Source organism: Sphingomonas sp. P3_C5 (assembly GCF_056402635.1).
On the sequence record NZ_JBFUHA010000010.1, the window covers coordinates 59,646 to 79,603 of the forward strand.

Annotated in this window: 18 protein-coding genes; 6 read left to right on the plus strand and 12 right to left on the minus strand. The window is 64.9% G+C overall.

Annotated features, from left to right (window positions below; translation table 11 throughout):
- Positions 1 to 27 precede the first annotated feature (27 nt).
- From ntrC to dusB, 3 genes are read right to left on the minus strand one after another with little or no spacing between them, the layout of a single operon-like run.
- Entirely contained in the window at positions 28 to 1,482 is a 1,455-nt protein-coding gene (gene ntrC, locus AC1DVS_RS21500; protein ID WP_478026227.1) for a nitrogen regulation protein NR(I), read from the minus strand.
- A complete protein-coding gene (locus AC1DVS_RS21505; RefSeq protein WP_478026394.1) occupies positions 1,479 to 2,537 on the minus strand; it encodes a two-component system sensor histidine kinase NtrB in 1,059 nt (352 codons plus the stop codon). The genes ntrC and AC1DVS_RS21505 overlap by 4 nt, the downstream gene beginning before the upstream one ends.
- A gap of 4 nt (positions 2,538 to 2,541) precedes the next feature.
- Positions 2,542 to 3,543, minus strand: coding sequence for a tRNA dihydrouridine synthase DusB (dusB, locus tag AC1DVS_RS21510; protein ID WP_478026229.1), 1,002 nt, complete (start codon positions 3,541 to 3,543; stop codon positions 2,542 to 2,544).
- An 86-nt stretch (positions 3,544 to 3,629) separates the two neighbouring features.
- Here dusB and AC1DVS_RS21515 point away from each other — a divergent pair, with 86 nt between their 5' ends.
- Genes AC1DVS_RS21515 through AC1DVS_RS21525 form a run of 3 tightly spaced genes read left to right on the plus strand, consistent with a single transcriptional unit; the run spans position 3,630 to position 5,909 of the window.
- The gene (locus AC1DVS_RS21515) at positions 3,630 to 4,796 is read left to right on the plus strand and encodes a bifunctional 2-C-methyl-D-erythritol 4-phosphate cytidylyltransferase/2-C-methyl-D-erythritol 2,4-cyclodiphosphate synthase (RefSeq protein WP_478026231.1); all 1,167 of its coding nucleotides are present in this window, start codon (positions 3,630 to 3,632) and stop codon (positions 4,794 to 4,796) included.
- Positions 4,796 to 5,377, plus strand: a complete 582-nt coding sequence (locus tag AC1DVS_RS21520) for a hypothetical protein (protein WP_478026233.1) — start codon at positions 4,796 to 4,798, stop codon at positions 5,375 to 5,377. The genes AC1DVS_RS21515 and AC1DVS_RS21520 overlap by 1 nt, the downstream gene beginning before the upstream one ends.
- A gap of 4 nt (positions 5,378 to 5,381) precedes the next feature.
- Positions 5,382 to 5,909: a CinA family protein gene (locus tag AC1DVS_RS21525; protein WP_478026235.1), complete on the plus strand. Its 528-nt coding sequence runs from the start codon at positions 5,382 to 5,384 to the stop codon at positions 5,907 to 5,909.
- Here the strand turns inward: AC1DVS_RS21525 and AC1DVS_RS21530 are convergent.
- Both AC1DVS_RS21530 and lipA read right to left on the minus strand, forming a co-directional pair.
- On the minus strand, positions 5,843 to 6,328 hold the full coding sequence (locus AC1DVS_RS21530; RefSeq protein WP_478026237.1) for a type II toxin-antitoxin system RatA family toxin: 486 nt from the start codon (positions 6,326 to 6,328) through the stop codon (positions 5,843 to 5,845). The genes AC1DVS_RS21525 and AC1DVS_RS21530 overlap by 67 nt on opposite strands.
- Positions 6,328 to 7,260 carry a lipoyl synthase gene (gene lipA, locus AC1DVS_RS21535; protein WP_478026239.1) on the minus strand — a complete coding sequence of 311 codons (933 nt, stop codon included), beginning with the start codon at positions 7,258 to 7,260 and terminating at the stop codon, positions 6,328 to 6,330. Before lipA ends, AC1DVS_RS21530 begins: the two co-directional genes overlap by 1 nt.
- 65 nt (positions 7,261 to 7,325) lie before the next feature.
- On the opposite strand from lipA, the gene AC1DVS_RS21540 reads away from it, so the two are divergent.
- Positions 7,326 to 7,955, plus strand: a complete 630-nt coding sequence (locus AC1DVS_RS21540) for a carbonic anhydrase (RefSeq protein WP_478026241.1) — start codon at positions 7,326 to 7,328, stop codon at positions 7,953 to 7,955.
- A gap of 4 nt (positions 7,956 to 7,959) precedes the next feature.
- Here AC1DVS_RS21540 and AC1DVS_RS21545 read toward each other — a convergent pair whose 3' ends face one another.
- Together AC1DVS_RS21545 and aspS are read right to left on the minus strand one after the other, a co-directional pair.
- Positions 7,960 to 8,736: a polyphosphate kinase 2 family protein gene (locus AC1DVS_RS21545; protein ID WP_478026242.1), complete on the minus strand. Its 777-nt coding sequence runs from the start codon at positions 8,734 to 8,736 to the stop codon at positions 7,960 to 7,962.
- A gap of 119 nt (positions 8,737 to 8,855) precedes the next feature.
- Entirely contained in the window at positions 8,856 to 10,679 is a 1,824-nt protein-coding gene (aspS, locus tag AC1DVS_RS21550; RefSeq protein ID WP_478026244.1) for an aspartate--tRNA ligase, read from the minus strand.
- A 101-nt stretch (positions 10,680 to 10,780) separates the two neighbouring features.
- Between aspS and rnd the strand changes: the two genes are divergently transcribed.
- Positions 10,781 to 11,956: a ribonuclease D gene (gene rnd, locus AC1DVS_RS21555; RefSeq protein WP_478026245.1), complete on the plus strand. Its 1,176-nt coding sequence runs from the start codon at positions 10,781 to 10,783 to the stop codon at positions 11,954 to 11,956.
- On the opposite strand, the gene AC1DVS_RS21560 is transcribed toward rnd, so the two are convergent.
- The 5 genes from AC1DVS_RS21560 to AC1DVS_RS21580 form a co-directional block, all read right to left on the minus strand.
- The gene (locus tag AC1DVS_RS21560) at positions 11,957 to 13,039 is read right to left on the minus strand and encodes a serine hydrolase domain-containing protein (RefSeq protein ID WP_478026247.1); all 1,083 of its coding nucleotides are present in this window, start codon (positions 13,037 to 13,039) and stop codon (positions 11,957 to 11,959) included.
- Positions 13,040 to 13,125: 86 nt separating this feature from the next.
- Positions 13,126 to 14,622: a Ppx/GppA phosphatase family protein gene (locus tag AC1DVS_RS21565; protein ID WP_478026248.1), complete on the minus strand. Its 1,497-nt coding sequence runs from the start codon at positions 14,620 to 14,622 to the stop codon at positions 13,126 to 13,128.
- 5 nt (positions 14,623 to 14,627) lie between these two features.
- Entirely contained in the window at positions 14,628 to 16,793 is a 2,166-nt protein-coding gene (locus AC1DVS_RS21570; protein WP_478026250.1) for an RNA degradosome polyphosphate kinase, read from the minus strand.
- The gene (locus AC1DVS_RS21575) at positions 16,790 to 17,425 is read right to left on the minus strand and encodes an HdaA/DnaA family protein (protein ID WP_478026252.1); all 636 of its coding nucleotides are present in this window, start codon (positions 17,423 to 17,425) and stop codon (positions 16,790 to 16,792) included. The genes AC1DVS_RS21570 and AC1DVS_RS21575 overlap by 4 nt, the downstream gene beginning before the upstream one ends.
- Positions 17,422 to 18,690 (minus strand): heavy-metal-associated domain-containing protein, encoded by a 1,269-nt coding sequence (locus AC1DVS_RS21580; RefSeq protein WP_478026253.1) that lies wholly within the window; start codon positions 18,688 to 18,690, stop codon positions 17,422 to 17,424. Before AC1DVS_RS21580 ends, AC1DVS_RS21575 begins: the two co-directional genes overlap by 4 nt.
- Positions 18,691 to 18,752: 62 nt before the next feature.
- Here AC1DVS_RS21580 and purM point away from each other — a divergent pair, with 62 nt between their 5' ends.
- Positions 18,753 to 19,859 carry a phosphoribosylformylglycinamidine cyclo-ligase gene (gene purM / locus AC1DVS_RS21585; protein WP_478026255.1) on the plus strand — a complete coding sequence of 369 codons (1,107 nt, stop codon included), beginning with the start codon at positions 18,753 to 18,755 and terminating at the stop codon, positions 19,857 to 19,859.
- Positions 19,860 to 19,958 lie beyond the last annotated feature (99 nt).

The window sequence follows — 19,958 nt, forward strand, 5'->3', positions numbered from 1 at the left end:
GGCAAGGAAAACACACAATTTGTCGTGCTACCCCGAATCGGCCCCACCTGACCGTCCTGCGTCGGGGTCGATCCCGAGCGTGTCGAGCCGCTTTCGCAAGGTGTTGCGGTTGATTCCCAGCGCCCTGGCCGCACGCAGCTGGTTCTGACCATGGCGGGCGAGCAGTGCCTCAATCAGCGGCCGTTCGACCTCGCCGATGATGCGATCATAGAGCGTGCCGTCGTCGAGCGCCGCAGGTTCCTCGCGCGCGAGGCGCTCGAGTCGCGCACGGACAGCCGCCTCGATTCCCGGATCGCCCGGCAGGACGCCGGAGGCGATGGCTGCGGCACCGAGTACCGCGCGCACCTCGTCCGCATCGATCCGCTCGTCACGACTCAGCACCGCCATGCGACGCATGATATTCTCGAGTTCGCGGACATTGCCGGGCCAGTCGTAATTTTCGAGCGCCGTGATCGCGAGTGGGTCGAGCTGCTTGCGCGGAAGACCACCCTCGGCCGCGCGATCGAGGAAGTGCCGAGCAAGCAAGGCGATGTCCTGGCGCCGTGCCCGAAGCGCCGGCAGGCTGACCGGCACCACATTCAGCCGGTAGAAGAGATCCTCGCGGAACTGACCATTGGCGACGAGCTGGGAGAGATCGCGGTTGGTCGCGGCAACGATGCGCACATCGGCACGGATCGTCCGCGCGCCGCCAACCGTGGTGAACTCGCCCGATTGCAGCACGCGGAGCAGCCTGGTCTGGGCCTCCATCGGCATATCGCCGATCTCGTCGAGGAACAAAGTCCCGCCCTCGGCCTGCTCGAAACGTCCGGCCGAGCGGGCCTGGGCACCCGTAAAGGCGCCGCGCTCATGTCCGAACAGCTCGGCCTCGATCAGCTCGCGCGGAATCGCAGCCATGTTGAGCGCCACAAAGGGCGAGCGCCGCCGCGGGCCGAGATCATGGATCGCCCGTGCGACCAGCTCCTTGCCAGTCCCCGATTCGCCCGAGATCAGCACGGTAAGGTCATTGGAGACGACCCGCGCGATGATCCGATAGACATCCTGCATCGCCGGCGACCGGCCAATCAGCGGCAGCGCCGGATCGACTTCGTCAGCCAACTCCTCGGTCAGGCCATTGTTGCGGGCGAGCGCTCCCTGCACGGCACGGGTTAGGACGTCGAGGTCGAAGGGCTTGGGCAGATAGTCATAAGCGCCCACCTCGGTCGCGCGCACCGCAGTGGTCAGCGTGTTGCGCGCGGAGAAGACGATCACCGGCAAGCGCGGGTGCTCGAGCACGAGCTTCTGGACCCGGTCGAGACCGTTGCCATCGGGAAGCACGACATCAGTGATCAGCACATCGGGCATGCTCGCGGCGAGCTGGACATCCAACTCGGCGAGGCTCGCGGCGGTCGTCACGCGGTGTCCCTCGCGGCGCAGTGCCTGGGCGACGACGGTGCGAATCGCCGAATCATCATCGACGACCAGGATCGAGCCCTGTTTTTTCATGCGGATCCTCTGGGTAACAGAATGCGGAACACCGACTGGGGCGGCGATCCTTCGCGCGCATATTGCACGATGCCCCCCATGTCGCGCACCAGCTTGTCGACCAAAGCGAGGCCGAGCCCCTGCCCCTCCGGCTTGCCCGAGACGAACGGGTCGAACAGATGCTCGGCGATATCGTTGGGCGCGCCCGGACCATTGTCGATCACGCAGATTTCGATTGGCAGCGGTTGGCGCGGCCGGCCCGGCGCGGGGCTGACTGCCATGCCGTGACGATAAGCGGTGGCGAGCGTGATCCGCGCATCGGCCCGGTCGCGCATCGCCTCGGTCGCGTTCTTGATCAGGTTGAGCACGATCTGGAGGAGCGCATCGCGGTTGGTGAGCACCGGCGGCAGCGACGGATCGAAGCGTTCCTCGATAAGGACATGCCGCGCGAACCCCGCCAGCGCGACGCGCCGGGCATGGCCGAGCAGCGGATAGATATTCTCCGCCTTCAAGCTCAGCGGCCTTGTGTCGGTGAAGTCCTGCATCCGGTCGATCAGCGCCGTGATCCGATCGACCTCGGTGGTGATGAGCGTGGTCAGTTCCTCGCTGCTGTCAGCCGCCAGGAGCTGGGCCGCACCGCGAATGCCTGAAAGCGGGTTCTTGATCTCATGCGCAAGCATCGCCGCCGCGCCGATCGCAGCCCGCGCCGCCGAGGCCCGGTCGACTGACTGACCCATCCGGCGCGAAGTGGCACCTGTGTGGAGCGTGATCGAGCGCCAGCCCGGATKGTCGGGCACCCGCGCCTCGACATAATCGACCATCACCCGCCCACCGCGCACGATCTCGATCTCGGCATCGAAGGCGGCGAAACCCTGATTGTCGCGCCGGCTCGGTTCCCCGGGCGGCTGGAGCACGCTTTCGAGCGGCAGCCCGCGCATCGCTCGCTCGGAGAGGTTGAGCAAAGTCTCGCACTCGGCATTGGCAAAGGCGATCCGCTCCTGCGGATCGATCACCATCACCGCTATCGGCAGGCTGGCAAAGAGCGCGGCGAAGCTTGGCCCCGCCTTTTCGGCCATGAGATCAAGCCGCCGCACGGCTGCGCCAGGGCGCGTAGAACTCAGCGAGCATTGCCTGGACCGTCTTCGGATCCGCGATCTGGTTCACGCGATTACGGAACTCGGCCGAGCCGTGCAGCCCCTTGGTGTACCAGCCGATATGCTTGCGCGCCATGTTGACGCCCACTTCATTGCCGTAATGCGCCAGCATCGCATCATAATGCTCTGTGATCAGATCATATTGCTGCTCGACTGTCGGATCCTCGATGCGCCGGCCGCTGGCGAACCATTCCATCACCTGCGCGAGCAGCCATGGCCGGCCATAAGCGCCGCGGCCGATCATCACGCCGTCGGCGCCCGATTGCTCAAGCGCCTTCTCGGCATCCTCGATCGAGCAGATATCGCCATTGGCGATCACCGGAATCGAGACCGCATCCTTCACCCGGCGGATAAAGGCCCAGTCGGCTGTGTCGCGGTACATCTGGTTGCGGGTGCGGCCATGGACGGCGACCATCTTCACGCCGAGATCCTCGGCGACCCTGGCGAGTTCAGGCGCGTTGAGGCTGGAATGGTCCCAGCCCATCCGCATCTTGAGCGTGACCGGCACGCTGACCGCCGCGACGATCGCCTTGATGATAGCACCGGCAGTGTCGAGGTCGCGCATCAGCGCAGAGCCCGCATCGCCACTCGTCACCTTGCGGACTGGGCAGCCCATATTGATGTCGATGATCGCGGCGCCGCGGTCCTCGCTGAGCTTGGCAGCCTCCCCCATCTCATGCGGCGTGCAGCCGACCAGCTGCATCGACACCGGCTCCTCGACCGGGTCCCAGGCCGCCTTCTGCAGCGATTGTCGCGTCTCGCGGATCGCGGCCTGGCTCGCGACCATCTCGGTAACGTTCAGCCCCGAACCGAAGCGCCGAACAACCGTGCGGAACGGCATATCGGTGACGCCCGTCATCGGCGCGAGAATCACGGGGCGCTCGATCCGGACGGGTCCGATCTGGATGGGGGCGAGGGTCTGGGTCATGTGCCTGAAAAACGGGCAGCCTATAGGGGAGGTCGGCCTATCCGGCAAGGCTGGCGGTCGCTTCGCCGTTCCGCTAGGCGGGCGCGATGACGCGAACCGGCACCGCAGCGCTGATCGTCGCCGCCGGACAAGGCGTGCGGAGCGGCGGGACTCTGCCCAAACAATTCGCGATCCTCGCCGGCAAACCGATGATCGCCCACAGTTTCGCGGCATTGGCCAGGCACCCTGGCATCGACCGGGTCGTCGTCGCGATCGGCCAGGGCCAGCAAGGGGCACTGGCGGCGACTCTCGGCGATGTCGAACATGTCACTGGCGGTGCGACCCGTCGCCTGTCGGTGCTGGCCGGGCTCGAGGCGCTGGCGAGCGGCAACCCCGAGCGCGTGCTGATCCACGATGCCGCTCGCCCTTTTTTGAGCGCGGCTGTTATCGACCGGCTGCTCGCCGCCCTCGACACGAGCGAAGGTGCCGTCCCTGCCCTGCCCGTTGCTGATACGCTTGCGCGTGATGATAGCGGACTGAGCGGCGCGACGCTCGGCGAGGTCATGCCGCGCGACGGATTGCACCGCATCCAGACGCCGCAGGCTTTCCGTTTCGACACCGTGCTTGCCGCACATCGTGGCTGGGCTGGTGAGGAGCCGACCGACGATGCCCAGATGGTACGGAAGGCAGGCGGCAGCGTCGCGCTGATCGAAGGGGACATGATGCTCGAGAAGATTACCTACCCGGCCGATTTCGCCGCCGCCGAGGCGCGCCATGGCGGCGGCATGCGGGTGCGTAGCGCGACTGGTTTCGACGTGCACCGGCTGGTCGAAGGCGAGCAACTATGGCTCGGCGGAGTGCTCATCCCACATGACAAGGGGCTGTCGGGCCATAGCGACGCCGATGTCGCGCTCCATGCGATCACTGACGCCCTGCTCGGCACAATCGCCGAGGGAGATATCGGCACCCATTTCCCACCGACGGACCCGCAATGGCGTGGTGCCGACTCGGCGCAATTCCTCGAACATGCCGCGTCGCTGATCACCGCGCGCGGCGGGATCATCGATTTCATCGACCTGACGCTGATTTGCGAAGCGCCGAAGATCGGCCCGCACCGCACGGCGATGCGCGACCGGATCGCAGGGCTGTTGCGGCTCGCGCCGGGTCAGATTAGCGTCAAGGCGACGACGACCGAGCGGCTGGGCTTCGCCGGTCGCGGCGAAGGGATCGCCGCCCAGGCGATTGCCACCATTCGAATTCCGGGGAAGATGTGATGACGAAACGAATTCCTGCTTCGGCCGCAGCCGCCCTCTGGTTAGCGCTCGGCGCGAACAGCGCGCAGGCAGCCGAGGCCGCGAAGCAACCGTGTGTGACCCATGGCGAAGCCGTGAGCCTGGTGCTGGTGCTTGCGCCCGAAGCGATCAAGGCAGCTGGCACTGCCTGCGCACAGGTCCTTCCGTCAACGGCTTTGGTCCGACAGACGACGGGCTCCTATATCCAAGGTTTTCAGGCAGAAGCCGATCGCGCCTGGCCCCAGGCAAAAACCGGCATCAGCAAGCTTGCCGCGGGTTCCGGAAAAGACGGGGCTGGGTCTGATCAGGACAAGCTGATTGCGGCCATGCTCGACTCCGATCAAATCCGGCCGATGGTGATCGCAATGCTCGCGCCCGAACTCGCCAAGGCGATCAAGCCGAAAGACTGCGCGACGATCGACCATATGTTGACCGAACTGGCACCCCTGCCACCCGTCAATTTTGCCGAGACGATCGTGAGCGTGATCGAGCTGGTAAACAAGGACAATGCCGCCAAGGGCAAGAAGCAGGATCTGCCGATCTGCCCGGTGGCGGGGTCCTGATCCCATGGACACGATTCTCCCAACCGAGCTCGTCACCGCCGCACGGCGGGTGGTTGAGGAGAATCTCGCGATCGGCCGACGCATCAGCGTGGCGGAAAGCTGCACGGGCGGTCTTGTCGCTGCCGCCCTGACTGAAATCGCCGGATCGTCCGAGATTTTCGAATCAGGCTTCGTGACCTATTCGAACGACGCCAAGCTCGACATGCTGAAGGTCAGCTCCGACGTGCTCGAAACCTTCGGCGCCGTGTCGATCGCGACTGCCTGGGCCATGGCGCAGGGCGCGCTCGAGCTGAGCGGTGCCGATGTCGCGGTTGCCATCACCGGGGTCGCCGGACCTGGCGGGGGTACCGAGAAGAAACCCGTCGGAACGGTTGTGTTCGCGCGCGCCGAAAAGGGCGGAGACCCGGGCAACGTCGTGGCTGATCGCAAGGATTTCGGCGACCTGGGCCGCGGCGGCATCCGCCTTCAGGCGGCTCTGTGTGCGCTCGAGCTGTTGTTGCCCCCGGCCGGAGACGCGCCAGCAGCCCCATAAAGCACGGCGGCGCGATCCTCGAACGCGCCGATCATCTTGCGCAATGCCGCTCCGAACACCTGGCCGGCGAGCATCTCGAACACCCGATTCTTGAAGGCGAAATCGACGCTGAAATCGACTGCGCAGCCCGTGCCGTCGGAGCGGAAGACCCAATCGTTGCGCAGATATTTGAGCGGGCCGTCGAGATAATCGACATGGATACGCTCCGGCCGGACTTTCTCGACCTTCGAGGTGAAGGTTTCGCGCAGGCCCTTGAAACCGACAATCATGTCAGCGACCATCTCGGTCTCGCTGTTCGAGCGCACGCGGATCTGGCTGACCCAGGGCAGGAACTCGGTATAGCGGGCCACATCGGCGACGAGATCGAACATCTGTTCGCGGCTATAGGGCAGCCTGCGGGTTTCGGAGTGGCGCGGCATCAGCCCCTCGAAAGCCCCCTCGAAAGCTGGGCCTCGCGCGCGGCACGCATCTTCTCGAAATCATCGCCGGCGTGATAGCTCGACCGCGTCAGCGGCGTAGCGGCAACGAGCAGGAAGCCCTTGGCGCGGGCGATCGCCGCATAGGCGTCGAATGCCTGGGGCGTCACGAAATCCAGGACCTTGGCGTGGCGCGGGGTTGGCTGGAGATATTGGCCCATGGTCAGGAAGTCGATGTCGGCCGAGCGCATATCGTCCATCACCTGATGGACTTCGAGCCGCTCCTCGCCGAGCCCGACCATGACGCCCGACTTGGTGAAGATCGAAGGATCGTGCCGCTTGACCGATTCGAGCAACCGCAGCGACGCATAATAGCGCGCGCCGGGGCGGATCGTCGGGTAGAGCCGCGGCACGGTTTCGAGATTGTGGTTGTAGACGTCAGGCCGCGCCTCAACGATCGACTCGACCGCAGCCTGCGCCTTGTTCCTGAAATCGGGCGTCAGAATCTCGATCGTGGTCTTCGGCGTGGTGCGGCGAAGCGCCTGTATCACCTTCACGAACTGCGACGCACCGCCATCCGGCAGATCGTCGCGATCGACCGAGGTGATAACGATATGCTCGAGGCCGAGCTCAGCGGCCGCATCAGCGGTGTGCTGCGGCTCGAGCGGGTCGACTGCGCGCGGCATGCCCGTCTTCACATTGCAGAAGGCGCAGGCGCGGGTGCAGGTGTCGCCCAGGATCATCACTGTGGCGTGCTTCTTGGTCCAGCACTCGCCGATGTTCGGGCAGGCAGCTTCCTCGCACACGGTATTGAGGTTGAGGCGGCGCATCATCGCCTTGGTCTCGGCGAAACCGACACTGGTCGGGGCCTTGACCCTGATCCAGTCGGGCTTGCGCTGGCGTTCAGGGCGGGCGAGCGGCGTAATCTCGTTCATGGAGGCCAGATAGCGACTGCAGCCCGGCCTTGCCACCCCCTCCTCTCGACGGCAAAGGGAGCGCCATGACCGGCTTTTCAGACTTGCTCAGCGGCTATCACCGCTTCCGTGACACCGACTGGACTCGCCAGCGCTCGCGCTGGGCCGAGCTTCGCGAAGGTCAGAATCCCAGCGTGATGGTGATTGCCTGTTCGGATAGCCGGGTCGATCCCGCCCAGATCTTCGATGTCTCGCCCGGAGAGATCTTTGTCGTGCGCAACATCGCCAATCTGGTGCCGCCGTTCGAGCTCGACGGAAAACGGCACGGCGTTTCGGCTGCACTCGAATTCGCGGTGACCCAGCTAGAAGTCTCCGAGGTGGTGGTGATGGGCCATGGCTCGTGCGGTGGCGTCGCCGCGGCCCTGTCACAGCGCTTTGCCGGCAAGCCACCCGGCGAAGGCGGTTTCATCGATCATTGGGTAGATATGCTCGACGACGCGCGGGACCGGGTCGTCGCCGAATATGGCACCGGACCCGAGGCGGTCCATGAACTGGAACTGGAGACGGTGCGGGTCAGCCTCGCCAATCTGCGGACCTTCCCCTGCATCCCCGAGCGCGAGGCGGCCGGAACGCTGAGGCTCCGCGGCGCCTATTTTGCGATTGCTGACGGTGTGCTGCACGTAATGGACGAAAACGGGGCGTTCGCCCCCGCCTGACCCATTAATCGATGCCAAGCGCCTTGCGCGCCATCTTCTCCAACGCCGGATCGAGCGGCGGCGCATCCATCGGTACGCTGGCTTCTAGCCGCTCGACGATGACCGTGAGGGCTGCAATGCGCGCGGCCTTCTTGTTGTTGCCATCGATCGCGTGCCAGGGAGCCCAGCGCGTGTCCGTGCGACGGAACATCTCGGCCATCGCATCGAGATAGTCGGAGCGCTTCTCCCGATTGCGATAGTCCTCAGCGCCGGTTTTCCAACGCTTCCAGGGATGTTCGAGCCGCGCCTTGAGGCGCTCGTCCTGTTCCTTCTGCGTCGTGTGGATGAACAGCTTGACAATTGTGGTTCCTGAATCCCCCTGCTGAGCTTCGAACTCGTTGATTTCGTCATAGCCGCGGCGCCATTCTGCCTCGGTGGCGAAGCCCTCGACCCGCTCGACCAGAACGCGGCCGTACCAGCTGCGATCGAACACAGCGATATTGCCGTTGGCGGGCAGCTTCTTCCAGAAGCGCCACAGAAAATGATGGCCGAGCTCGATCGGCGTCGGCGCCTTGATCGGCCAGACTTCGAAATTGCGCGGGTCCCATTCGGAGGTGAGGCGCTGGATGATCCCACCCTTCCCCGCCGCATCCCAGCCCTCGAACAGGATCAGCGCGCGGCGTTTATGGACGATATGCGCAACCTGGACATGCGCGAGTCGCTCCTGGAGCTTCGCGAGGTCCTTGTCATAGTCGCCGTCGTATTTTTTGCCGGCTTCATAGTCGGAGAGGTTGATCGTCATTGCCCGCCAATTCCGTCATGCCGGACGTGTTCCGGCATCCACCGCGCCGCACACGCAACGGGCGGAACTCATGCGGCACGATGGACCCCGGAACAAGTCCAGGGTGACGGTAAAGCCAGTTATTCCGGTCGCACTGCCTCCACCGCCGGTTTAGCCGTCGCCGGCTCGAGCGTGCGGATGTTGAGTTCGCGCAGCTGCTTCGCGCTGGCGAAGTTCGGCGCGCCCATCATCAGGTCCTCAGCCTTCTGAGTCATCGGGAAGACGATCACCTCGCGGATGTTCGGCTGGTCGGCGAGCAACATGACGATTCGGTCAATGCCCGGCGCCGAGCCGCCATGCGGAGGGGCGCCAAACTTGAAGGCGTTGATCATGCCCGCGAAATTGGTGTCCACGTCCTGCTGGCTGTACCCGGCGATCTCGAACGCCTTATACATGATCTCGGGCCGGTGGTTCCGGATCGCGCCCGAGGACAGCTCGACGCCGTTGCAGACGATGTCGTACTGATACGCCAGGATATCGAGCGGGTCTTTGGTCTGCAGCGCTTCCATCTCGCCCTGCGGCATCGAGAAGGGGTTGTGGCTGAAATCGACCTTCTTCGAATCCTCGTCATATTCGAACATCGGGAAGTCGACGATCCAGCAGAATTCGAAGCGGCTCTCGTCGATCAGACCGAGTTCCTGGCCGATCCGCGCGCGGGCCGCACCCGCCAGCTTGGCGGCGGCGAGTTCCTTGCCGGCAGCAAAGAAGATGCCATCATTGGGGCCGAGGCCCATTTCGGCAATCAGCTTGCGGGTCGCCTCTTCGCCGTGATTCTTGGCGATCGGACCGCCAAGCTCACCGTCCTTCTGGGTGATATAGCCGAGCCCGGCATGACCCTCGGCACGCGCCCAGTCGTTCATGTCAGTGAAGAATTTGCGGCTCTTGTCGGCTGTGTTCGGTGCCGGAATTGCGCGCACCACATCGCCCGCCGCGACGATGCCTGCGAACAGGCCGAAGCCCGAATCGACAAAATGATGACCGACGTCCGAGACCAGGAGCGGGTTGCGCAGATCCGGCTTGTCGCTGCCATATTTGAGCATCGATTCGCGGTACGGGATGCGCTTGAACGGCAAGGGCGAAACGGTGCGACCCTTGCCCTGCCAGTCGGCGAATTCCTCGAACACGCCGTGCAGCACCGGCTCGATCGCGGCGAAAACATCGTCCTGGGTGACGAAGCTCATCTCGAAATCGAGCTGGTAGAATTCGCCCGGGCTACGATCGGCGCGGGCATCCTCGTCGCGAAAGCAGGGCGCGATCTGGAAATAGCGATCGAAGCCGGCAACCATCAGGAGCTGCTTGAACATCTGGGGCGCCTGCGGAAGCGCGTAGAATTTCCCCGGGTGGACACGGCTCGGCACCAGATAATCGCGCGCGCCCTCGGGGCTCGACGCGGTCAGGATCGGGGTCTGGAATTCAGTGAAGCCCTGGTCGTTCATTCGCCGGCGCAGCGACGTAATCACCTTGGACCGGAGCATGATGTTGGCGTGGAGCCGCTCGCGCCGCAGATCGAGGAAGCGATAACGCAGACGGATATCCTCGGGATATTCGGCATCGCCGAAGACCGGCAACGGCAATTCGTGCGCCGAGGACTGTACCACGACAGCACTCGGCCGAAGCTCGATCTCGCCGGTCGGTAATTTCGGGTTGATTGTTTCGGCCGAGCGCGCGGCGACGATTCCAGTGACGGTCAGCACTGATTCAGCGCGCGCCGTATCGACCGTCGCGTACAGATCGGACGTCGCCTTCTCTACGACCACCTGGGTGATGCCATAATGGTCTCGCAGATCGACGAAGAGAACATTGGCATGTTCGCGCTTGCGATGGATCCAGCCCGAAATGCGGACTTCCTGCCCGACATGCTCGGGGCGAAGCTCGACGCAGGTGTGGGTGCGATAGGCGTGCATGATCGTCTCTTTGTTCAAATGGTCGGCTGTTATGCGAAGCGCCGCGCTTCCCCGTCATACGCGCCTTTGTCAAGGCGCACTCCCCTCGCTATGGGATCAAGATGCATATCCATCCCCTGATCAACGACAGCGCCACCCTCGCCAATCTCTGCACCCGATTGAGCTCAGCCGATTTCGTCTGCGTCGATACCGAGTTCATGCGCGAGAACACTTTCTGGCCTGAACTGTGCCTCATCCAGATCGCCGATGTGAACGAGGCTGCGGCGATTGACCCGATGGCGCCCGGCCTCGACATGAAGCCCCTGCTCGACCTGCTGGTCGAGAATGAGGAGGTGCTGAAGGTCTTCCACGCCGGCGGCCAGGATCTCGAGATCGTCTATAACCTCACCGGCAAGACCCCCTACCCGCTGTTCGACACCCAGATAGCGGCCATGGCGCTCGGCCAGGGCGAGCAGATCGGCTATTCCAACCTGGTCGACGCCTATCTCGGCATCCAGGTCGACAAGGGCGCGCGCTTCACTGACTGGAGCCGGCGGCCGCTCGATGCGCGCCAGATCGAATATGCGATCGGCGACGTCACGCATCTCGCGAAAATCTTTCCCAAGATGCTCGAACGGCTGCGCAAGACCGGCCGCGGCGCCTGGCTCGACCAGGAGATGGAGCGACTCGGCGACCCGAAAAACTATGCCAACGATCCCGAGGAAGCCTGGAAGCGCGTCCGCATCGCGGGACGCAAGCCCGAGGTTCTCGGCCGCCTGAAGGCGCTGGCACGGTGGCGCGAGCTCGAGGCACAGAACAAGGATCTGCCGCGTGGCCGAATCGTCAAGGACGAGACGCTTGCTGATCTCGCCGGCCATTCGCCACGCAAGCAGGCCGATCTCGCCAAGGTCCGCGGTCTGTCGGCGACCTGGGCGGGCAATGATATCGGCGCGCGGCTGATGGCGGCGCTCGAAGCTGCCGTGCCGATGAGCGCGGACGAGATGCCGGCGCGCGACGATCGCAAGCCCGGGCTGGGCAAGGACGGCGCTCTGGTCGCCGACCTGCTCAAGCTGCTGCTCAAGATCCGCTCCAAGGAGATCGACGTCGCTTCGCGGCTGCTGGCGCGGAGCGAGGACCTCGAAGGGCTTGCCGCGGGGCAGCGCGAAGGGCTGTCCATTCTGGAGGGCTGGCGCTTCGAGCAGTTCGGGCGCGACGCGCTCGATCTGGTCGAGGGACGACTGGCCTTCGCGGTGGTCAACGGGAAGCTGAAGATGACACGGACCGAAGACGCCGCCTGATCAGCCAACTCGCGGCTCTGCACCGAACAGACTGTCGGCAAACAGATCGAGCGTCTTTTGGGACATTCCGGTGTTGTTGAGGATCACCACCGTCGAGCGATCATCGAGGCGGTGGCCGAGCACTGAGCGATAGCCGTCGGTATTGCCGGTTTCCCATCCKGCGAGCCGGGTCTGGCCATCGATACGGAGCGTACGGATGCGGCCGCCCAGCGCATAATCGTCCGCCGGCGACCGAATCGTCTCAAGCTGACGGCGCGACTCGGCGTTCAGGAAGCCGGTGTCGAAAATGAGGTGCGCCGCACGCATCAGATCAGCCGCCCTGCTGTAATAGCCACCGCCCGCCGCCATGATCGCCAGGCGCTTTACAGCGAAGCGCGCCAGCGGTGCTCCGCGATAGGATCTGGCAGTGTCAGGCAGGTCGAGGATCACGCTTGCCGCATCGGTATTGACCAGGCCGAGCGGATCGAGCGTAATCGCGTGCACCGCTTCCTGAAAAGGCCGCCCGGTCACCGCCTCGACAATGGCAATGACGATGAACCAGTTGGTCATCGCGTAATCGAACTTGCTGCCGGGTTCGAAGACGAGATCGCCCGACGCATAGAGCCTGACTCCTTCGGCGGTGGGGATTTCGCGGGCCATGATCGTCGGATCGGCCTTGATGGCGGTGATGAATTGATTGGGAATGCCGCTCATGTTGGAAAGCAGGTGCGAGAGCATGACACGGGCGCCGGTGTCCTTCCGATAGGCAGGGAGCCAGGTCGAGATCGATGCATCCAGCGCCAGCCTGCCTTGTTCGACGAGCTTGAGGACCGTTATCGTCGTCAGCCATTTCGAGATCGATGCGATCGCGTAGCGGGTTTCGACCGTCGCCGGCTTGTCCGCCTCGATATCGGCCATCCCGAAGGCCCGGGCGTAGCTCGGCTTGCCGGCCTTGCCGAGCATGATCACGCCCTGGAAACCTTGCGCCTTCACAAAGGCGTCGACCGCCGGATTGTCGCTGCCCAACGGGGTTTTCGCCCAGGCGCTGGCGGGGATCACGCCCAGACACGTTCCGGCGACGAGTAACCTGCGGCGATCGATCAAGAAATTTCTCCCGGCTGGGACGTTACGGCCCCGCCACGATCCTTGCCGCCGGAAGCTGAACGGCGGATGACGTGCCTCGAGAAAGATCAGGCAGTCACGATCGGCTCGCGCCCCAGGGCCAACGCCAGCGCGGCATGACGTCGCTCCACCGCATCCCCATACAGCGCGAGATCATCAGACGAGACGTGGAGTGTCACGACCTCGCCGTCATCGCTGAGATGCGAGCGCTGCAGGGGCCCCGCGAGGCCACCGCTGAGGCGTTGACCGAGACGCATTGCGAGCCCCCAGCTTGTCGCGCGCTTCAGGTCCGCGGGTGACGCGAGCGTATCGAGCGGTGCGGGTATCGTCGTGCCGCCGCCAAGGCTCGTGAACAAAGCCTGGGCGACGACCGCGCGGCCATGCGCATCGATCGCTACCCAATTGCCATGGAGCGCGATCTCGACGCCGCGTTCGGCGCGGAATTCCGGGTTTGCGCGCCAGCCGACATCGGCCAGCAGGCACGCCATGAGCCGGAGCCGCGCGTGGGCCGGCGTATCCCCGGTGAAGAGCGGTGCGATCCACCGGTCGAGCAGATCGCCATGCTCGGCGAAGCGGCCATGGCGCTGGCCCTCGTCGCGGGCTGAGACGATGAGCGGGTCTTCCGCGCGCAGCTCTTCGTCGAGGTCCTCGAACAACAGGCCTTCGCGCAACCCGAAGGCCGAGACGATCGTCGCCTCAGTGCCGAGATGCTTGAGCAGAACCGCGAGCAGCGCGGCGGCATCGCCGAGCGTCGAAGCGCGGCCTGATGAGAGGCCGGGTACGGCGCGCAACCAGCTTTTCGGGACATGGCTGATCGTGCGGCCCATCCGGGCGATCGCGGCGGGCGCCATCGAATATTGGTGGATGACCGGCAAGGGATAGCTGCTGAGGTGCATGTCGAGCCGCGCAAGGCCGCGCCATGAGCCGCCGACCAGATAGAGCGGCAGCCCGCGCCCCTTCCCCGACCATCCGGCTTCCTTGAGTGCCTTGAAGACCAGGCGTTCGAGAGCGCCCTGCCCCTTGGCGCGAATCGCACCGATGCGCAGCACGCCGAGCGGGAAGGATACGCGCTCGCGGACTTTTCCGCCGGAAATGCGCACCAGCTCGAGGCTGCCGCCACCGAGATCGCCGACAATGCCGTCTGCATCGGGGATGGCTGACAGCACGCCGAGGCCAGCCGCGGTCGCCTCCTGCTCGCCTGACAACAGCTCGACCTGCAACCCCAGCGACCGTGCGGTTTCGAGCAGCTGGTGGCCATTGCCTGCTTCCCGCACCGCGGCGGTGGCGACGGTGCGCAGCCGCGTCACCTCCATCTCGTTCGCGACCGCGGCAAAGCGGGCCAGCGCCTCGCTGGCAAGCTCGAGGGCGCTTTCGGCGATCATGCCGGTCTCGGCGAGCCCGCGCCCGAGCCCCGCCATCACCTTTTCGTTGAACAGGACGGCCGGCAGCCGCTCCGGACCCTGATAGACAACGAGGCGAATCGAGTTCGACCCGATATCGATGATGGCGGTGCGTGGCTCAGCGACCGGGTCGGGATTCGGTTTGCGGAACAGGAGCGTGGCCACCCCGTTCAACGCCTGCGCCTGAGCGATAGTTTTGGTACCGAATCACGCGCCGACAGCGCCGCACCGCGGCCTGAAAGCGAGGGGTTGGTCATAAAATAGCGATGCAGGTTGAACGGTGTGTCGCCGGGCTTGGCCCGGACATAGCTGCCGTCCGATTGCAACTCCCAGCTCTGTTCATTGTCGATGAGATTGGCGACCATCACCTGATCGAGGATCTGGTCATGCACCGTCGGATTCTCGATCGGCAGCATATATTCGACCCGACGATCGAAATTGCGCGGCATCCAGTCAGCCGAGGAGATGAACAGCTGAGCGCCGTCATTGGGAAGCGCCGCGCCATTGCCGAACGCCCAGATCCGGCTGTGTTCGAGGAAACGGCCGATCACCGACTTCACCCGAATATTCGCCGACATGCCGGGTATACCGGGCTTCAGGCAGCAGATGCCGCGGATGACGAGATCGATCTTCACCCCCGCCTCGCTCGCCTCGTACAGCTTCTCAATCACGGCTGGATCGACGACTGAATTCATCTTCGCCCAGATCGCGGCTGGCTTGCCGGCCCGGGCGAAGGCTATCTCGGCGTCGATCAGCCCCATCAGGCGCGGCCGCATGTCGCGCGGCGAGAGGCTGACCAGCGTCATGTCGACCGGCTCGACATAGCCGGTCACGTAATTGAACATCTGCGCTGCATCGCGCCCGATGCGAGGATCGGCGGTGAAGAAGCTCAGATCCGTGTAAATTTTTGCCGTCACCGGATGATAATTGCCGGTGCCGAAATGGCAGTAGGTGCGGAACTGCCCCGATTCGCGGCGCACCACCATCGAGACCTTGGCGTGGGTCTTCCATTCCATGAAGCCATAGACGACCTGCACGCCGGCACGCTCCAACGCCGAGGCCCAGAGCAGATTCTGCTCCTCATCGAAGCGCGCCTTCAGCTCAACCACGGCCGTTACCGACTTGCCGGCTTCGGCTGCGGCGATCAGCGCGTTGATGACTGCGGGCTGCTTGCCCGCGCGGTAGAGTGTCTGCTTGATCGCGACGACATCAGGATCTTCGGCTGCCTGGCGCAGAAAGGCGAGCACGACGTCGAACGTCTCGTACGGGTGGTGGACGACGATATCCTTGGCCCGGATCGCCGCGAAGCAATCGCCGCCGAATTCACGGATACGCTCAGGAAAACGCGGGCTGTAGGGCGGGAATTTCAGGTCGGGCCGGTCCTCGTCGACCAGCGATTCCAAGTCGCCGATGCCGAGGAAACCGGCGCTTTCAGTGATGATTGCGTCAGTGCCGGCCAGCTCTTCCTTGAGCTGCGCCTCCAGCTCCTCGCTCATGCCGGTTTCGATTTCGAGCCGGATCACGCGACCGCGGCGGCGGCGCTTGATTGCGTTGGCGAAGTAGCGGACGAGATCCTCGGCCTCTTCCTCGATCTCGATATCGCTGTCGCGCAGCACACGGAAATTGGCGGCACCGTTGACGATATAGCCCGGGAACAGCAGCGGCGCGAAACGCTTGAGGATCGTCTGGATCGTCACATAGCGCGCAACCTCGCCCGGCAGCCGGACGAAACGCGGCATCGATGCCGGCAGCATGACGAGCTCGCGAATCCGCTCCTTGTCCGACTTACGGACCAGATCGAAGATCACGCTCAGCCCCTTGTTCGGGATGAACGGGAAGGGATGCGCCGGATCGAGCGCCTGTGGCGTGAGGATCGGGAAGATCTGCTCGCGGAAATGCGTTTCGAGCCAATCGGCCGCCTCGCCTTCGATCGAATTGCTGTGCAGCATGGCAATGCCCGCGTCCGCGAGCTGGCCGCGAAGGTCCCGCCACACTTCCTGCTGGCTCGCCATCAGCGCATCGGCCTCAGCTATCGTCGCGGCGAGCTGCTGCCCCGGGGTCAGACCGTCGGCGGAGAGGCGATCGACGTCCTGGAGCTGCTGGCCCTTCAATCCGGCAACGCGGACCATGAAGAATTCGTCGAGGTTCGAGCCCGAGATCGACAGGAAGCGGACGCGCTCCAGCAAGGGATGCGCTGCGTTGCACGCCTCTTCCAGCACCCGCCGGTTGAAGGCGAGCCAGGAGAGCTCGCGATTGAAATAGCGATCGCTCCCCTCGCCCGCGAAGAAGGGATCGTCATCGTCATCGAGGCGCACGATATGGGCTGGGCGGGTCATGGGGCCTCTATCGGCAATTCGGGGGCGCGGCCGGCAATCAGCCCCGCTTCCTGCAATGTGGCGCGCGCGAGCGGAATCGACAAGCGTTTGTGGCGGGCAAGCACTGCCTGATCGAGGATATCGACGGTGCGGAGGATCGCGACATGGCTGCGCTCGACCCGAAGCTGCAGCCACTGGATCAGGTCCGGCCGGGCATCGAGCCCGCGACGGAGGAACTGGCGCTCGAACAGGGCCTGCATCAGCGTCTCGTCGGGCGGACCGATTCGCGCGACCGGGCTGGCGGTGAGGCGAGAGCGGAGATCGGGCAACTTCACCGTCCATTCGGGTGGGGCGGCATCGGCGACGATCACCAGCGGGTGATGCTCGGCCTGGGCCCGGTTCCAGGCGTGGAAGATCGCAGTTTCATTCTGGCGCTCGGCGTCATCGATGATCTCGCCGCCGCTTTTCGCCGCGAAGATGCGCGCGAGCAGGCTGCGGCCGGATTTGCGGGGGCCGGTGAGCACCACCGCCATCACCGGCCAGGTGCTCCAGCGTTCGAGCTGCTGGACGGCGCGGGCGTTCGAATCGCTGACGAGGAATTCGTCGTCGCGCGGGTCGGGCGGCCAATCAAATGGCAGCGCGATCTGGCTCATCCGCTGGTCGCGTTGTCCGCGGCGGGCGCTGATGGCCCGCCCTGGGAAGGCGCGCCGGCGCGCCTGATACGCAGCGTAGTGCCGCTGCCAATCACCGTCCAGCCGCGCGATTCGAGCAGCGGACGCAGCGCCGCCGGATCGCCATCGAACGAGACCCGCACCACCGAGACGCCGCCCAGCGCGAGGCTGGTCGTGATCGCGGACCGTACGCCAGGGATGCCGCGCAGGGCCGATTCGGTGGCGATCACCGAGGAAGCACCCGGCGTATCGACCTGGAGGTTGATCGCGGTCCCGCCGGTTACCACAGCCGTATCGCCGGTGTCGGTCGCAGTGTCATCGCCCTCGTCAGTCGTGACCACAGCTGCCGTGGGCGGACGCCAGGAAAGGCTGGGGTCGGCCCTGAGGCCGCCATTCTTCAAGGCCGCCTGATAGGCTTCGTCGATTCGCTTGACGCCGGCGTCCAGCAGCACCCCGAGCCCATCGCTGTTGCCGACGCGTAGCGAGAAACGGGTGACGATGCGGTTGTCCGGCCCATGCCGCGCCTCGAACGCGCCGATGATCGGCCCGCCCGGCCATTCGCGGTAAAGATGGACCACAGGCACGAGCACGTCGCCGGCGCCATATTGATCGAGGATGGTCCGCCACCAGCCGCGGGTCGGGCGGCCGGTCTGGCCAGCGTTGAGCAACAGCGCGTCGGGGCCGGTGCCTGTCGGGCGGACATAATCGACTGTGCTGTTGCCGGTGCGGAAACGGCTCCAGGCCTTTTGCCAGTCAGTCCCTTGTTCGAACACCTGCGCGGTACCGCCCGAATATTGGAGCGGGATCGTGAGCATCGGGCCGGAGCGCTCCGATTCGCCGGCGACACCGAGTAGGGCGCTCGACTTGGCACGGCTGAACAGCACACCGAGCCGCGCAATGTAACGATTGGGGCCGATCTGCTCGTCCTCGACGACGATTCCGGAGACGATCGAATCGAGCGCGCTGTCGGACAAGGTGCCGCCGGCGCCGCCGAGCCGCTGCGACAGCAGCGCCCAGCCCTTGCGCTGCGCGATCCTCCAGCCGCCGTAGCGCGCCTGTTCCGCGGTCTTGCCGGTAACATCGACCTGAATACCGCCGACCTCGTAACTACCCGAACTGTCGGCCGAAGCGGTGCCCTGATCGGTGATCTGGTCGTCCTGCGCGAGGACGACGCCGCCGGTGATGGCGAGCGCCAAAGCGAGCGGGATGAGGATGGCAGCTCGGCTTATGGGGCGGGAAATGGGCATGTCGCCGCCCTTTTGGCGAAGCAGGCGTGGAAATCCAAGCAAGTTATGGCTAGGCGCCGATCATGACCGATACCGAACTGGGCAATACGCCCTACACCTATGCCCAGGCGGGCGTATCGATTGCGGCTGGCAATGCGCTGGTACGGGCGATCGCACCCCTGGCAAAAGCGACCCGCCGGCCGGGGGCCGATGCTGACCTCGGCGGCTTTGGCGGCTTCTTCGACCTGAAGGCAGCGGGGTTCAAGGATCCGCTTCTGGTAGCGGCGAATGACGGGGTCGGCACCAAGCTGAAGCTTGCCATCGACCATGACCGGCATGATGGGGTGGGCATCGATCTTGTCGCGATGTGCGTCAACGACCTGATCGTTCAGGGCGCGGAGCCGCTCTTCTTTCTCGACTATTATGCCAGCGCGAAGCTCGATCCGCCGGTCGCCGAGCGCGTCGTCGCCTCGATCGCCGAGGGTTGCCTCCAGGCCGGGTGCGCGCTGATCGGCGGCGAAACTGCCGAGATGCCGGGCATGTATGCCGAGGGCGATTATGATCTTGCCGGCTTCTGCGTCGGTGCGGTCGAGCGTGATCGGGTGCTGACCGGCGCCGCGATCGCGCCGGGCGACGTCATGATCGGGCTGGCGTCCTCGGGCGTGCACTCGAACGGCTTCTCGCTGGTGCGGCGGCTGGCGGCGGACAAGGGGTGGAAGTTCGATCGCCCTGCCCTGTTCGACCAGGATGTGCTGTTGATCGACGCGCTGATGGCGCCGACCCGGATCTATGTGAAGAGCCTGTTGCCGCTGCTGGCGGAGAAGCGGATCAAAGGGCTGGCGCATATCACTGGCGGTGGGCTGCTGGAGAATGTGCCGCGCGTGTTGCCCGAGGGGGTTCATGCGCGAATCGAGGCGGATGCCTGGCCGCAATCGCGGTTGATGGCGTTCCTGCAGGCGCAGGGGCAGATCGAGCCCGGCGAGATGGCGCGGACCTTCAATTGCGGGATCGGGATGGTCGCGGTGGTTGCCGAGGGTGAGGTTGCCGGGGTTACGGCTGCCCTCGAGGCTGCGGGCGAGACGGTTTTCCGGATCGGGGTGATCGAGGCTGGGGTTCGGGGGTGCACTGTGTTCGGGAGCGATGAGGCCTGGAGCGCTCGTGAGGCCTGGAGCGCGACCTTTGAGGCGTGACGCAGCCAAGTCCCCCTCCCGCCTGCGAGTTTCAGGTCGGTCAGGCTCCCAGCCTGACCTGAACGATGCGGGGCATCGTTCACCTGAAACTGGGTTAGG

Coding starts and splice junctions, on each gene's coding strand:
- AC1DVS_RS21545 (WP_478026242.1), bottom strand. CDS start 8,736: ATGACGATCAACCTCTCCGACTATGAAGCCGGCAAAAAATACGACGGC.
- lipA (WP_478026239.1), bottom strand. CDS start 7,260: ATGAACGAGATTACGCCGCTCGCCCGCCCTGAACGCCAGCGCAAGCCC.
- AC1DVS_RS21515 (WP_478026231.1), top strand. CDS start 3,630: ATGACGCGAACCGGCACCGCAGCGCTGATCGTCGCCGCCGGACAAGGC.
- AC1DVS_RS21525 (WP_478026235.1), top strand. CDS start 5,382: ATGGACACGATTCTCCCAACCGAGCTCGTCACCGCCGCACGGCGGGTG.
- AC1DVS_RS21540 (WP_478026241.1), top strand. CDS start 7,326: ATGACCGGCTTTTCAGACTTGCTCAGCGGCTATCACCGCTTCCGTGAC.
- AC1DVS_RS21570 (WP_478026250.1), bottom strand. CDS start 16,793: ATGACCCGCCCAGCCCATATCGTGCGCCTCGATGACGATGACGATCCC.
- AC1DVS_RS21530 (WP_478026237.1), bottom strand. CDS start 6,328: ATGCCGCGCCACTCCGAAACCCGCAGGCTGCCCTATAGCCGCGAACAG.
- dusB (WP_478026229.1), bottom strand. CDS start 3,543: ATGACCCAGACCCTCGCCCCCATCCAGATCGGACCCGTCCGGATCGAG.
- purM (WP_478026255.1), top strand. CDS start 18,753: ATGACCGATACCGAACTGGGCAATACGCCCTACACCTATGCCCAGGCG.
- AC1DVS_RS21580 (WP_478026253.1), bottom strand. CDS start 18,690: ATGCCCATTTCCCGCCCCATAAGCCGAGCTGCCATCCTCATCCCGCTC.
- aspS (WP_478026244.1), bottom strand. CDS start 10,679: ATGCACGCCTATCGCACCCACACCTGCGTCGAGCTTCGCCCCGAGCAT.
- AC1DVS_RS21575 (WP_478026252.1), bottom strand. CDS start 17,425: ATGAGCCAGATCGCGCTGCCATTTGATTGGCCGCCCGACCCGCGCGAC.
- rnd (WP_478026245.1), top strand. CDS start 10,781: ATGCATATCCATCCCCTGATCAACGACAGCGCCACCCTCGCCAATCTC.
- AC1DVS_RS21520 (WP_478026233.1), top strand. CDS start 4,796: ATGACGAAACGAATTCCTGCTTCGGCCGCAGCCGCCCTCTGGTTAGCG.
- ntrC (WP_478026227.1), bottom strand. CDS start 1,482: ATGAAAAAACAGGGCTCGATCCTGGTCGTCGATGATGATTCGGCGATT.